This window comes from Duganella sp. HH101, assembly GCF_001758795.1.
GTDB classification, from domain to species: Bacteria; Pseudomonadota; Gammaproteobacteria; order Burkholderiales; family Burkholderiaceae_D; genus Rugamonas; species Rugamonas rivuli.
The window spans coordinates 119,621-133,097 of the sequence record NZ_LRON01000013.1 but is presented as its reverse complement, the minus strand read 5'-3'; the positions used below and the strand labels follow the sequence as shown (position 1 = coordinate 133,097).

The window sequence follows — 13,477 nt, the reverse complement described above, 5'->3', positions numbered from 1 at the left end:
ATCAAGGACTCCTAACTAAAATCAGAATCCGACCGAAATTCCAGCGTAAAGCGTGCGGCGAGCACCGTACTGCGGAGCGCCCACGCCTACGCCGGAACCGTCGCGCAGCAGATAGGATTTATCGAAGGCGTTGACCAGCGCCAGGCGGCCTTCGATATTGCCCACTGCCGTATTCTTCCAGTCGTGTGTCAGCGACAGGTTGACCGTGGTGTAGTGCGGCAGCGTGCCGGAGTTCGGCGCGGCGCCGTCCGGCGTCATGCGCAAGCCGCTGCCGTACAGGAAGTCGCCGCTCAACCTGGTGTCGCCCCAGTGGTAGTGGGCGCCGCCCGATACCGTGTAGGTCTGGTCGTGGTCGACGTAGATATAGTGGTTGGCGATGTACGCCAGCTCGTCCGGCCCGAACAGCGACTGGCCGGAGACGATGTTCTGGCCCTTGGCCTGCTGCGTGGTCAGGTTCAGGAAGCCGCCCCAGTTGGCGCGGTTGTACACGGCCGACAGTTCCACGCCTTTGGCGTAGCCGCGATCATAGTTGAACGGCGACAGTATCAGCGCCTGGCCGAACTGGCCTTCATCCAGCATGTTGCGGATTTTCTTGTAGTAGGCGTCGGCCGTCACGGTCAGCTCTTCGCTGAACTGGTGGCTCAAGCCGATGTCGTAGTAGTTGGTGCGCTCGGCCTTGACGTTGTCCGACACCGGCACCTGCGGTGCGTTGGAGGTGCCGGCGTACTTGTCGATGCTCGATTGCGCGGCCAGCTCCTGCGGCGGCGGAGTGAAGTAGCGCGAGTAGCCGGCGTGCAGCGCCGTGCCCCTGGCCAGCTGGTAGGCCAGGTTGACGCGCGGGCTCCATTGCTGCTCGTCGACGTAGGCCGATACCTTGTCGAAGCGCAGGCCGTAGTTCAGCGTCAGCGGCGCGGCGATATGCCATTCGTCCTGCAGGTAGAAGCTGGACAGCTTGCCGGTCTTGCTGCCGTTGTCGATGATGGTGCGCGGATCGGTGCCGGACTGCGCGCCGCTGCCGTCGGTGTCGAACACGGCGACCGCGTTGTCGCTGTGGGTGGTCTGGCGCGAGTAGGCCAGGCCGGCGCGCACGGTGTGGTTGTCGGTCAGTTTGTAGCTGGCGTCGAACTGCGCGCCGCTGGCCGAGTTGGAGCGCAGCGTGTCCGAGGCCACGCCGTTGTAGATCAAATCGCCCAGCGCATCGGGCGTGTAGTGCAGCTCGGAGTATTGATGGAAGGCCGATACCTGGTAGTTCAAGTCGCCCACGCTCTTTTGCAGCGACAGCACCAGGAAGCGGTTGGTCTCGCGCTGGCGCTCGTCCAGCTGTGCCGACGGCAGCTTGCTGGTGCCGGCTGTTGCGTCGCTCTGGCGGGTCAGCGAAAAGGCGGGCGCCTGGTCCGGATTGTTCGGAATCTGGAAGCGGCCGTTGTAGGTGCCGAACATCAGGCCCAGGCGGGTCTGCTCGTCCAGGAACCACGACAGGGCGCCGAAGGATTTGCTTTGCCTGGTGCGGTCGTGCAGCGCGCTGCGGGTCGGCAGCGGATTCTCGATGCCCAGGGCATTCGACAGATAGCTGCCGGACAGGTAGTAGTTGAACGCGCCCTGCGTGCCGAAGAATTCCGCGCTTGGCGCCACGTAGTCATGGCTGCCCACCAGCACGCCGATGCGGCCGCCGGATTTGACCGTGCCTTCCTTGGTCTGGATATCGACGATGCCGGAAGTGCGCAGGCCGAATTGCGCCGGCAGCGCGCCGGTGATGAAATCGGTCTGCTGGACGAAACGGGTGTCGATCGATTGGCCGAATCCGGTGATCGACTCCGGCAGCTGCACGCCGTTGACGCGGTACTGCACGTTGGCGTGATCGTCGCGCACGTGGATGGAGCCCGAGCCTTTCGAATCCTGGCTCACGCCGGGCAGGCGCAGCAGCACTTCATTGAACGGTGTGTTGTCGCCCTGGCCCAGCTGCTCGATCATATGGCGGTCGATGGAGTAGACGGTGGTGCCGACGTTGGGCGACAGGTCGATGCGCGCGCTCTTCAAGTGGGCGGCGGTGACTTCCACCTGTTGCATCGCTGGGCTGCCGTCTTCGGCGGCGCTGGCGTGGTGGGCGTAGAAAGCTGCGGCCAGCAGCAGTGGCATGGTACGGAGTTGTGGCGTGCGTTGCATGGTAAATCCTTGAAATGTTCAGGCGCGCGAGTACGCGCACGGGACGCAAAGTGCGGCCGTGTTAAACGGTGCTAAAAGAAGCGGATCAGAAGGAGATAGCGGCAACGCCGGGCGGCGCGTGCGAGGGCGGGGTGAGGAAGTCGGTTCGGAGGGCCCGAACGGAACGCTGCGGAACGAGGACGAGGAGGGCGGCCAGCATCGCCGCCGGAAGCACCGCAATGGCCGGCGGCGGAACGCCCGCCGGCATATGCGCGATCACGCACGAGGCGCAATCGTTTTGCGTTTCGGTGTACGAGTGCTTGTGCGAACTCGCCCCGATCAGTTGCAGCGACAGGAACACCAGCACGAAAAACATCAGGACGCGCTGGGTGCGCGTCTTATGATGCGATGTGCCTACGGAGCGTGTATGTGCTTGCATGCGGCGATTCTACAGCGCTTGCGCCGGATACGCCAATGACAATCTCGTAATGAAGTCAATGCTGGCTGATGGCGCCGTCGCCCACCAGACCGCGCCGCGTGGCCAGCACCACGGCGTGGGTGCGTGCCGTTGCGCCAAGCTTGTCGAATAAACCTTTGACGTGGGTCTTGACGGTGCCGACGCCGATGCCCAGTTCGCGCGCGATGGACTTGTTGCACTGGCCCTGGGCCAGCAACTGCAGCACGTCCGTCTCGCGGCTGGTCAGGCCGATGCGGGTGAAGCTGTCGGCCACGCAGCGGCTCAGGTCCGCGCTCAGGTAGCGTATGCCGCGGCTCAGCGAGCGCACCGCCGCCGGCACCTGGTCGGGCGTACAGTTTTGCAGCAGGTAGCCGTGCACGCCCGCCATCATCGCGGTGCGCACTTCCCATTCGCGCTCCATCTGTGTGACGATCAGCACGCGCGCCTGCGCGCCGGCGTGCTGCGGCGCGTTGGCGCAGCGGCGCATGTATTCCAGCGCGCCCTTGTGATCGAGGACGATCACGTCGGCCTGCACGGGCTGTGGCAGGGCCATGGCCTCGCCCTGCGCCACCTGCATGTCGCCCTCGGCGCCGAGCAGCGCGGCCAGTCCTGCGCTGACGATGGCGTCGCTGTGCGCGATCAGCACGCGCACCTTGCTGTCGTGGTTGGCGATGGTGCCGGCAACCGCCGCGCCATTGCCGCCGATTGCGGCGTGAGGCCAGTTTTTGGTATCCAGTCGCATGTCAATTCTCCCAGGTCGTTACATTAAAATCTTGCGCCGCCCGAACAGGCGGGCGTCCGCCGCGTAGGCGCCGGGCCCCATCAATACCAGGGCGATGGCGGTGGCTGCGGCGATCAGCGAACCCGCATGGCCGGCATACAGCAGGTGGTAGCAAGCGCACAGCGCGGCCGCCACCGGCGTCAGTAGTCCGGCGGCCAGCATCAGGGACAGCAGCACCGCCAGCGTGGTGTGCCACCAGGCCGTGGCCGCGCCGGCCAGGTGCCACAGCAGCTGCGCCGCGAGCGCGAGGCGCAACAGCAGCAGTCCCGCGCCCGCGCTCCCCCGTGGAAAACCGGATGTGTATCCACGCATGTTTGTTCGCCCTTTACGATGTGTCGCTATGCCAGGCTGAAGATTAAGCTTTCTGTAACGTTTTGCCACGCCCCGATACGGGGTGCGGGGACTACCTAGATGGGGGTATGGCCGGGGCGGCGTATTTGTGTCATGCTGCCGCTTCCCCGCAAGATTTTGAGAACGCCAATGACTACGGCCCAGACAACGCCGATTACTGTACTGAGCGTGGACGACCATCCGATGTTCCGCGAAGGCATAGCCAGCGTCCTCGCCGCCGAGGACGACATGCGCCTGGTGGGCGAGGCCACCACGGGAGAGCAGGCCATCGAGTGCTATCGCCGGCTGCGGCCCGACGTCACGCTGATGGACATCCAGATGCCGGGCATGAGCGGCATCGACGCCACCATCGCCATCCGCAGCGAATTCCCCAACGCCCGCATCGTGGTGCTGACCACCTACGAGGGCGACGTGCTGGCCCGGCGCGCGATCGCTGCCGGCGCCTCAGGCTACCTGCTCAAGAACATGCTGCGCAAGGAGTTGCTGGCGACGGTGCGCAGCGTGCACGAAGGGCGGCGCAGCATCCAGGCGGCGGTGGCCTGCGGCATGGCCGAGCATTGGTATGAGAATGCGCTGAGCAAGCGCGAGATCGAGGTGCTGCAGCTGGTGGCCGGAGGCCAGAGCAACAAGCGCATCGGCATGCACCTGGCGATTTCAGAAGAAACCGTCAAGGTGCACATGAAGAACATCCTGGCCAAGCTGAACGCCAGCGACCGCACCCATGCGGTGACGCTGTCGATCGAACGCGGCATCATCGACCTGCATGCCTGCGGCACAGGCGGTTGAGCGCAGCCTATCCCCAAAGGGTGAGCAAACGGCGATCATTCCCGGTGATGGCAAAAAGGGCGGGGTTGTCTAGACTGGAGGTGTGCAGTTTTATCCCCTATCCGAGGAACCCCATGTCGAAAATGTATATCGTGTCGCTGGCCGTTGGCCTGCTGGTTGGATTAATCTATGGCTTCCTGAACGTGCGCTCGCCGGCGCCGCCGGTGGTGGCGCTGGTCGGCCTGCTGGGCATCCTGCTCGGCGAGCAGCTGCCGCCGCTGCTGCGCCAGCTGTGGCAGCCGGAGTCCAGGCAGGTCTCGTGGTTCGAACAGCACGTGAAGCCGCATTGCTTCGGCCAGCTGCCGTCCGCGCAAAAGAATGACGAAACCAAAGGGGATGCATGATGAGCCAAGACCAAACGCCCCACCTGATCCTGCACCGCGGCCTGTTCACCACGCTCGATCGCAGCAATCCGCACGCCGAAGCCGTCGCCATCAAGGACGGCCGCTTCACCCACGTCGGCCGCGCCAACGAGATCATGGCGCTGGCGGGCCCGCGCACCCGCGTCATCGACCTGCAAGGCAAGCGCGTGCTGCCCGGCCTGATCGACAACCACTGCCACATCATCCGCGGCGGCCTGAATTTCAACCTGGAGCTGCGCTGGGACGGCGTGCGCAGCCTGGCCGATGCGATGGGCATGCTGAAGGCGCAGGTGGCGATCACGCCCGCGCCGCAATGGGTGCGCGTGGTGGGCGGCTTCACCGAACATCAATTCGCCGAGAAGCGCCTGCCGACCATCGAGGAACTGAACGCGGTGGCGCCGGACACGCCGGTGTTCATCCTGCACCTGTATGACCGCGCGCTGTTGAATGGCGCCGCGCTGCGCGCCGTCGGCTACACCAAGGACACGCCGGAACCGCACGGCGGCCAGATCCTGCGCGACGGCGCCGGCAACCCCACCGGCCTGCTGCTGGCCAAGCCGAATGCGGCCATCCTGTACCAGACGCTGTCGAAAGGCCCCAAGCTGCCGCTGGAATACCAGGTCAATTCGACCCGCCACTTCATGCGCGAACTGAACCGCCTCGGCGTCACCGGCGCCATCGACGCCGGCGGCGGCTTCCAGAATTATCCGGAAGACTACCAGGTGATCCAGCAGCTGGCGGACGCCAGGCAGCTGACGATACGCCTGGCCTACAACCTGTTCACGCAAAAGCCCGCGCACGAAAAGGAAGACTTCCTGAACTGGACCCAGAGCGTCAAGTACCAGCAGGGCGACGACTACTTCCGCCACAACGGCGCCGGCGAGATGCTGACCTTCTCGGCCGCCGACTTCGAGGACTTCCGCCAGCCGCGCCCGGACATGCCGGACAATATGGAGGACGACCTGGAAGGCGTGGTGCGCGTGCTGGCGCAGAACCGCTGGCCGTGGCGCATGCACGCCACCTATGACGAAACCATCAGCCGCGCGCTGGACGTGTTCGAACGCGTCAACCAGGACATCCCGCTGACTGGCCTGAACTGGTTCTTCGACCACGCCGAGACCATCTCCGACCAGTCCATCGACCGCATCGCGGCACTGGGCGGCGGCGTCGCCGTGCAGCACCGCATGGCCTACCAGGGCGAGTACTTCGTCGAGCGTTACGGCCACGGCGCGGCCGAAGCCACGCCGCCGGTGAAGAAGATCCTGGAAGCGGGCGTCAAGGTGTCCGCCGGCACCGACGCCACCCGCGTGGCCTCGTACAACCCGTGGGTATCGCTGTCGTGGCTCATCACCGGCAAGACCGTGGGCGGCATGCAGATGTACCCGCGCGCCAATTGCCTGGACCGCGAAACGGCGCTGCGCATGTGGACCGAGAACACCACCTGGTTCTCCAACGAGGAGGGCAAGAAGGGCCGCATCGAGGCCGGCCAGCTGGCCGACCTGATCGTGCCGGACAAGGACTTCTACGCCTGCGCCGAAAGCGAGATCGCCGACTTGAGCTCGCGCCTGACCATCGTCGGCGGCAAGATCGTCTACGCGGCCGGCGAGTTCGCCAGCTACGACGAGGCGCCGCCGCCGGCCATGCCGGACTGGTCGCCGGTGCGCCGTTTCGGCGGCTACGCCGGCTGGGGTGAGCAGATCGGTAACAACCGCGCCGCGCTGAAGGAGCTTGAGCAGCGCAAGCGCGAACAGCAGCAGCTGCGCCAACAGCAGGCCGCATGCGGCTGCGCCAACCAGTGCAACGTCCACGGCCACCAGCACGCGACGGCGTGGGCCAGCAAGCTGCCGACGTCCGATCTGAAGAGTTTCTGGGGCGCGCTGGGTTGCGCCTGCTGGGCGGTGTGATGACGGCGCCGATCAAACCTATACTGACGCGGCTGGCCACGCCGTCGCTACGCTGGATCTGCCTGCTGCTGATCTGTGCCGCCTATCTGCAAGGCGGCATCAACAAGCTGATGGACTTCCAGTCCGCCGTCGGCGAGATGCAGCACTTTGGCCTGTCGCCGGCCGGCCCGATGGCCGCGCTGGTGATCGCCGGCGAGCTGGGTGCGTCGCTGCTGATACTGAGCGGCTTCTATCGCTGGCTGGGCGCGGGCTACCTGGCCGTGTTCACGCTGATGGCGACTCTGCTCGCCAACCGCTATTGGGAAATCGCGGGACCGGAGCGCTTCATGGCGGCCAACGGCTTCTATGAACACCTCGGCCTGGCGGGCGCCTTCCTGCTGGTGGCATGGCACGACCTGCGCAAGGAGCCCTGATGGAGCGCGGCGATACAAGACAAAGCGTGGCGCTGGGCTTCCTGGCCGGCTATGTCGACACCTTGGGCTTCATCGGCCTGTTCGGATTGTTCACCGCCCACGTTACCGGCAACTTCGTGCTGCTGGGCCGGGGCATGGCGCAGCCGGCGCCGGACATCTGGCTCAAGCTGCTGGTGTTCCCGGTGTTCGTGCTGGGGGTGGCGCTGGCGCGCTTGCTGATACTGCATTGGGAGCGCAGCGGCGGCCGCCAGCTGCGTAACAGCCTGCTGCTGCAGACGCTGTTGATGGCGGCCAGCGTTGCCTGCGCCTGGCTGGCCACGCCGGTCGGCCGGCCGGATGCGCCGCTGATCATGTTGACCGGCATGCTGTGCGCGGGCGCGATGGCGGTGCAGAACGCCTACGGCAAGCTGTTGCTGGGGAAGGTGGCCGCCACCACCGTCATGACCGGCAATGTGACGCAGCTGGTGATCGATCTGGTGGACATGCTGCGCGGCGACGCCGATGCGCGGGCGCGCCTGAAGAAGCTGGTCTGGCCGGTGCTGGCGTTTGCCGTCGGCTGCATCAGCGGCGCGCTGGCCTTCATGCTGGCCGGTTTCAATGGCCTGCTGCTGCCTTGCGCGCTGCTGCTTTGGCTGGCCTGCGCGGCCAACGATTAACAGTTCAGATCGAGATGATCCCGCGCCGCAGGGCGATCGTCACCGCGTGGGTGCGGTCGTTCGCGGCCAGCTTGGCCAGCACGTTCTTCATGTGCGCCTTCACCGTCTCTTCCGAAATCGCCAGCTGCTCGGCGATGCGGCGGTTGGAGTGGCCGGTGGCGGCGTGATTCAGCACTTCCGTTTCGCGCGGGCTCAACGGCCCCTGGCCCATGTGCTGGGCCAGTTCCATCGCGATCTCCGGCGGGATGCGGCGCTGCCCCTGGTGCACGCCGCGTATCGTATCCAGCAAATCCTTGCGCAAGGTACTCTTCAATAAAAAGCCCGCCGCGCCGCCCTGCACGGCGCGCATGATCTGCACGTCGCCCTTGTAGGTGGTCAGCATGACGATGCGGGCGCCGGGATGCTCGCGACGTATCTCCTGCAGCGCCGTCACGCCGCACATCTCCGGCATGGCGATGTCCATGATGGTGACGTCGGGGCGCAGGGTGTGGTACAGCTCGACCGCGTCGCGGCCGTTGCAGGCCTCGCCGGCCACGCGCATATCGGCCTGGCTGGCGATGGCTTCGCCCAACCCCGTGCGCAGCAAGGGGTGGTCGTCAACGACAAGGACGCTGATGGGGCGAGGGGTGTTGCTTGTTTCCATACGATCCAGTTTAACGCAGTTGGGTGTAGTTTGCCGGCACCCACTGGTAAGCCTGGCCGGCGCTGCGCAGATGTCCCAGGCCGGGGAAGGGCAGGTGGGCCGCGCCGACCAGCGCGCCTTCCTTGGCGACCGCCGTGAAGGCTTGCTTGCGGGCGTAGGCGGCGGTCTTCGGATCGCTGTCGAAGCCGATCGTCACTTCCGGGTGCTCGAACTGCACCGCGCCCGCGTGGATCAAATCGCCCACCACCAGCAGCTTCTTGCCTTTGCTCTCGACCATGTAGCTGATGTGGCCAGGCGTGTGGCCGTAGCTGGCGACAGCGCGGATGCCGGGCGTGATCTCGACGGCGCCGTTAAACGGCTGCAGGTGCTGGTTGGCCATGTACGGCGACAGCGACGCCATCGCGCCCTGGAAGAAGCCCTTGTTCTCGGCCGGGGCCTTGTCCATATTGGCCTGGCTGAGCCAGAAGTCGGCGTCGTGCTTGTCGGCGCGGACGATGGCGTTGGGGAAGGCCGCCTGGCCGTTGGCCGCGAGGCCGCCGACGTGGTCCGGGTGCATGTGGGTGATCAGCACTTCATCGACCTGCTCCGGCTGGTAGCCCGAAGCCTTCAGGTTGGCCAGCAGCTTGCCCAGCGTCGGTCCGAACAGATTGCCGGCGCCGGTGTCGATCAGCACCAGCTTGGCGCCGGTGTTGACCAGGTAGCCCGTCACCGAGGTTTCCAGCGGGCTGGCCAGATAGGAGCGGGCCAGTTCCTGGTCGGTCTTGGCGGGCGCCTGCTGCAGCAGCTTGTTCATCGGCAGATCGACGGTGCCGTCGCTGATCGCGGTCACTTCAAAGTCGCCCAGCATGATGCGGAAGAAGCCGGGCGCGTTGGTGCCGGCCAGCGGCGCGGCGGCCATGACGGGTGCGGCGGCGGCAAAAGCGATGGCGGTGGCAATCGGTGTGAAGTTGCTGATGAATTTCATGGGTTTTCCTTATCAAAGAATTTACTAAACGCAGTATGCATCTTTGCAAAAAATGGCACAATATCCATTAAGGCAAATGCAATTTGCGATATTTGCAAAATGGAGGGGGAAGTGATGATAGACAGCTTACAGTGCCTGCTGGCAGTCGTGGAGCACGGTAGCTTGTCGCGTGCGGCGGCGGAGATGAAGATGGCGGTATCGTCGGTGTCGCGCAAGCTCGACGCGCTGGAGGCCGAACTGGGCGCCCGTCTGCTGCTGCGCAGCCCGCGCCAGATGATACTGACCGACGCCGGCGTGCGTTTTCTGCCGCGCGCCCGCAACATCCTGGCCGAACTGGCCGACGGCAAGGCCGCCGTGCAGGAGCTGGACAGCGAACCGCGCGGCCTGCTGACCGTGACGGCGCCGGCGGCCTTCGGGCGCCTGCATGTGGCGCCGGCGATCGCCGGCTTCCTGCAGCACTGGCCCTTGCTGGAGGTGGAGCTGCACGTCAGCGACGACATCGTCGACCTGGCCGCGCGCCGGGTGGACGTGGCGGTGCGCGCCGGCGTGCTGCCCGACAGCGGCCTGGTGGCGACGCGGCTGGCGATCCAGAACCGCGTGGTCAGCGCCAGCCCGGCCTACCTGGCCCGCCACGGCTGGCCGCAAACGCCGCTGGACCTGCTCGACCACAACTGCCTGACCGTCACCGGGCGCTCGGCGCCGCGCGGCTGGTGGCGTTTCGACGGCGTGAACCAGAACCAGCCGCTGGCCATCAAGGGCACGCTGCGCTGCGACGACACCGACTCGCTGCTGCACGCGGCCATAGGCGGCGCGGGCGTGGTCCACCTGGCGAACTGGCTGGTGAGCGACGCCATCGTCGCCGGCCAGCTGGTGCCGGTGTTCCCGATGGCGCCTGTGGTGCGGGCCGCGGCGCTGGGGCGGCGCGAACCGACGGAGTCGGCGATCCACGCGGTGCACATGCCCGGTCGTTCCAACCAGGTCAAGGCACAGCTGCTGATACGTCATTTGAGGGAGTATTTCGGCGATCCGCCGTACTGGGATCTTGCGATGGAAACTGCCGGGGCGGGCGAGCGCCGCGCCCCGTGAGGTGATGATGCCGGTGCCGGGTTAATCCCAGTCGCCGCCGCCACCGCCGCCGCTGTCGCCGCCGCCGCCGGAATCGCCCCAGCCGCCGCTGACGCCGAAGTCGTTGCCGCCCATGTCATCGCGGCGCAGCAGTTCGTCGCGCGACGGATCGTCGTAGACGATGTCGTTGCGTGGCGCAGCCTGGGCGCCCGAATCGTGGCTGCCGCCGGTGAACTGGCGGGCGATCGCTTCGCCCGCCACGATGCCCGCGCCTACCGCGGCGCCGGTCGCCAGGCCGCCCATGATGCGCGAGCCCATGCCGCTACCTTGCTGCGGCTGGCCGTAGCCCTGCTGTGGATAGCCCTGCTGAGGGTAGCCTGCGCCTGGCGCATAGCCGGGGGCAGCGCCGCCGCCGGGGTTGTAGCCGGCCGGGTTGTAGGATGCGTCGTTCTGCGCGTTACGGCGCGACATGAAGCGCGACGCCAGCCAGATAAAGCCCAGCAGGCCGCCGCCCAGGATCAGGATGGTGCCCCAGGGGATGCCGCTGCTCTGCGGAGCGCCGTAGTTGCCGTTGTTGTAACTGGCGTTGCTGCGTGCCGGTTGCTGTTGCGAGTAGTTGGCTTTCGGCTTCTGGCCATCGGCCAGCAGCGTGCGCAGCTTGGCCAGGGCGCTAGGATTCACCTTGGGCAGGCCGGGCGACAACCGTTCAGCCGTGGCCAGCTCGCCCTGTGCGGCGGCGAACTTGCCTTGTTTTGCCAATAGCTCAGCCTCGACGAAGTGCGCGGTGGCGCTGTTCGGGTGGGCTTTCAGGACTTGGTCCATCAGTTCCTGGGCTTCGGTGTATTTGCCTGCTTCGGCGGCGACATACACATCGTGTACCGTGGGTTCGGCCGCAAACGCCGGCACCGCAAGCGCCAGGGCGCTGGCCAGCAGGGTCATACGTGCGAAAGATTTTGCCGTCATGTCAGATCTCCTTGTAAGACAGGCTGGATATGATGGCAGTTTACGCCATTTTCAAGGCCTGTGCGGTACGCTGGCTAACCAAAGCCGCCGGCGCGCCCAAAGCGGCCAGCACGGCGTCGGCGATGATGTCGGCCGTGGCGGCCGATAAAGTCCAGCCCAGGTGGCCGTGGCCGGTGTTGTAGAACACCGATGGCGCCTTGCCACGGCCCACGCGGGGCATCAGGTCCGGCATCATCGGCCGCAGCCCGGCCCAGGGCGTGACGCTGCGGGTGCTCACGCCGGGGAAGCATTGCTGCACCCAGTTGACCAGCGGCGCGATGCGGTCGGCGCGGATATCGCGGTTGAAACCGTTGAACTCCGCCGTGCCGGCCACGCGGAAGCGGTCCGCGCCGAAGCGGCTGGCGACCAGCTTGGCGGCGTCGTCCACCAGGCTGACGTGGGGGGCGGCGGCCTGGCTGGCGGCGTCCTCCAGGTTGACGGTGATCGAATAGCCCTTGACCGGATAGACGTTGACGCGGTCGCCCAGCATGGCCGCCATTTCGCGGCTGGCGGTGCCGGCGCAGACCACCACCGCGTCGTAGCGCCGGGCTTCGCTGGCGTCGCCGGCGCCGTCCTGCTCGACGGTGATGTTGACGCCCTGGGCGTCGGCGGCGGCCTTGGTCACGCGCTGGCCGAAGCGCAGGTCCACGCCCAGGCGCTGCGCCGCCTGCGCCAGGCCGGTGGTGAATTTGTGGATGTCGCCGGTGCTGTCGCTTTCGGTGTAGTGGCCGCCGTAGTACTGGCCGGCCAGCGTCGGTTCGAGGGCGCGCATCTCCTGCGGCGTGACGGCGCGGCGCGGCAGGCCGCCTTGCTCCAGCAGCCTGGATACGCCGGCCGCGTGCTCGAAGCCGGCGCGGTCGCGGTAGATGTGCAGGATGCCCTGGCGTTTGAGGTCGAAGTCTATGCCTTCCTCCTCGGCCCAGCTGAACAGATGCGCGCGCGCGGCCACGGCCAGCCTGGTGGTGGCGATGGTGTGGTCGCGATAGTGGGGAATGGCAGCGACGAACTCGGCGAACCACGACAGCTTGTGCCAGCTGGGTTTAGGGTTGACCAGCAGTGGCGCATCGTTCTTCAGCATCCACTTCAGGCCTTTGACGATGGTGCTGCTGTGGTTCCATGCCTCGGCGTTGGAGGCGGACAGCTGGCCGCCGTTGGCGAACGAAGTCTCCATCGCGGCGTAGCGGTGCCGTTCCAGCAGCGTGACGGCGAAGCCGCGCTTGGCGAGGGCGTAAGCGGTGGTGACGCCGGTGATGCCGCCGCCGATGATGGCTATGGTTTTCATGAAGCTAGTCGTCCAGCCCTTTGCCCTTGAGGATATGCGGGATGCATTTGTTCACGCGCGACTCGCGGGTCTTGGCCTGCTTGGCCGACGAGAAGTGTAGCAGGTAGGCGCGTTGGCGGCCCGGCGTCAGTGCGGCGAAGGCTTCCTGCAATTCGGGCGATTCTTCCAGCCGGTTGAGGAATTCCTCCGGCATCGCGAATTCGGCGGTTTTCTTGAATTCCACCTGCGCGCCGGATTGCTCCACCTTGATGGCGTCGCGGATGTAGGCTTTCAAGGTCGCTTCCATTTTTGCGATTTGTTCGGCGCTGGTGAAGCGGATCTGGCGTCCCGCTTGCACATTCTCGGTTTGCTGGATCAGAATGCCCTTGGGGTCTTGCATCAGCGCGCCTTTGAAAAACAGCAGCGCACAGTATTCCTTGAAGCCGTGGATCAGGACGACGTTCTGGCCGTCGAGAGTGTAACAGGGATTGCCCCACTTGAATTCTTCGGCCAGGTCGCAGGCCAGTGCGATGGCGCGCAGCTTTTGGTATGCGATCTGCCATTGCCCCGGCTTGCTGACGTATTCATCAACCTTGGCGTTCAAAGTCTTCTCTGTCATAGTGCACCTCGTTGAAATCAACAGTGGCAAAA

Annotated in this window: 15 protein-coding genes; 6 read left to right on the top strand and 9 right to left on the bottom strand. The window is 65.8% G+C overall.

Annotated features, from left to right (window positions below):
- Window positions 1–21: 21 nt before the first annotated feature.
- From DUGA2_RS20565 to DUGA2_RS20550, 4 genes are all read right to left on the bottom strand, one after another.
- The gene (locus DUGA2_RS20565) at window positions 22–2,163 is read right to left on the bottom strand and encodes a TonB-dependent receptor (protein WP_070271344.1); all 2,142 of its coding nucleotides are present in this window, start codon (window positions 2,161–2,163) and stop codon (window positions 22–24) included.
- A gap of 85 nt (window positions 2,164–2,248) precedes the next feature.
- Window positions 2,249–2,518 carry a hypothetical protein gene (locus DUGA2_RS20560; RefSeq protein ID WP_070271343.1) on the bottom strand — a complete coding sequence of 90 codons (270 nt, stop codon included), beginning with the start codon at window positions 2,516–2,518 and terminating at the stop codon, window positions 2,249–2,251.
- A gap of 118 nt (window positions 2,519–2,636) precedes the next feature.
- Window positions 2,637–3,341: a response regulator transcription factor gene (locus tag DUGA2_RS20555; protein WP_070271342.1), complete on the bottom strand. Its 705-nt coding sequence runs from the start codon at window positions 3,339–3,341 to the stop codon at window positions 2,637–2,639.
- Window positions 3,342–3,359: 18 nt separating this feature from the next.
- Window positions 3,360–3,692 (bottom strand): hypothetical protein, encoded by a 333-nt coding sequence (locus DUGA2_RS20550; protein ID WP_070271341.1) that lies wholly within the window; start codon window positions 3,690–3,692, stop codon window positions 3,360–3,362.
- 168 nt (window positions 3,693–3,860) lie between these two features.
- Here DUGA2_RS20550 and DUGA2_RS20545 point away from each other — a divergent pair, with 168 nt between their 5' ends.
- From DUGA2_RS20545 to DUGA2_RS20525, 5 genes are all read left to right on the top strand, one after another.
- Entirely contained in the window at window positions 3,861–4,517 is a 657-nt protein-coding gene (locus DUGA2_RS20545) for a response regulator transcription factor (RefSeq protein WP_070271340.1), read from the top strand.
- Between the two features lie 113 nt (window positions 4,518–4,630).
- Window positions 4,631–4,900, top strand: coding sequence for a DUF1427 family protein (locus tag DUGA2_RS20540; protein WP_083296388.1), 270 nt, complete (start codon window positions 4,631–4,633; stop codon window positions 4,898–4,900).
- Complete coding sequence (locus DUGA2_RS20535) at window positions 4,900–6,822, top strand: amidohydrolase (protein ID WP_070271339.1); 1,923 nt, start codon at window positions 4,900–4,902, stop codon at window positions 6,820–6,822. Before DUGA2_RS20540 ends, DUGA2_RS20535 begins: the two co-directional genes overlap by 1 nt.
- Window positions 6,822–7,235, top strand: coding sequence for a DoxX family protein (locus DUGA2_RS20530; protein WP_070271407.1), 414 nt, complete (start codon window positions 6,822–6,824; stop codon window positions 7,233–7,235). The genes DUGA2_RS20535 and DUGA2_RS20530 overlap by 1 nt, the downstream gene beginning before the upstream one ends.
- Window positions 7,235–7,891 carry a YoaK family protein gene (locus tag DUGA2_RS20525; RefSeq protein WP_070271338.1) on the top strand — a complete coding sequence of 219 codons (657 nt, stop codon included), beginning with the start codon at window positions 7,235–7,237 and terminating at the stop codon, window positions 7,889–7,891. Before DUGA2_RS20530 ends, DUGA2_RS20525 begins: the two co-directional genes overlap by 1 nt.
- Before the next feature lie 4 nt (window positions 7,892–7,895).
- Here DUGA2_RS20525 and DUGA2_RS20520 read toward each other — a convergent pair whose 3' ends face one another.
- Entirely contained in the window at window positions 7,896–8,534 is a 639-nt protein-coding gene (locus DUGA2_RS20520) for a response regulator transcription factor (protein WP_070271337.1), read from the bottom strand.
- Between the two features lie 10 nt (window positions 8,535–8,544).
- On the bottom strand, window positions 8,545–9,498 hold the full coding sequence (locus DUGA2_RS20515; RefSeq protein ID WP_070271336.1) for an MBL fold metallo-hydrolase: 954 nt from the start codon (window positions 9,496–9,498) through the stop codon (window positions 8,545–8,547).
- Between the two features lie 114 nt (window positions 9,499–9,612).
- Between DUGA2_RS20515 and DUGA2_RS20510 the strand changes: the two genes are divergently transcribed.
- Window positions 9,613–10,584: a LysR family transcriptional regulator gene (locus DUGA2_RS20510; RefSeq protein ID WP_083296393.1), complete on the top strand. Its 972-nt coding sequence runs from the start codon at window positions 9,613–9,615 to the stop codon at window positions 10,582–10,584.
- A 21-nt stretch (window positions 10,585–10,605) separates the two neighbouring features.
- Here the strand turns inward: DUGA2_RS20510 and DUGA2_RS20505 are convergent, their stop codons facing one another.
- From DUGA2_RS20505 to DUGA2_RS20495, 3 genes are read right to left on the bottom strand one after another with little or no spacing between them, the layout of a single operon-like run.
- Window positions 10,606–11,526 carry a M48 family metallopeptidase gene (locus DUGA2_RS20505; protein WP_070271335.1) on the bottom strand — a complete coding sequence of 307 codons (921 nt, stop codon included), beginning with the start codon at window positions 11,524–11,526 and terminating at the stop codon, window positions 10,606–10,608.
- 40 nt (window positions 11,527–11,566) lie between these two features.
- On the bottom strand, window positions 11,567–12,847 hold the full coding sequence (locus tag DUGA2_RS20500; protein WP_070271334.1) for a D-amino acid dehydrogenase: 1,281 nt from the start codon (window positions 12,845–12,847) through the stop codon (window positions 11,567–11,569).
- A 4-nt stretch (window positions 12,848–12,851) separates the two neighbouring features.
- Window positions 12,852–13,445, bottom strand: coding sequence for a YdeI family protein (locus DUGA2_RS20495; RefSeq protein WP_070271333.1), 594 nt, complete (start codon window positions 13,443–13,445; stop codon window positions 12,852–12,854).
- Between the last annotated feature and the right edge of the window lie 32 nt (window positions 13,446–13,477).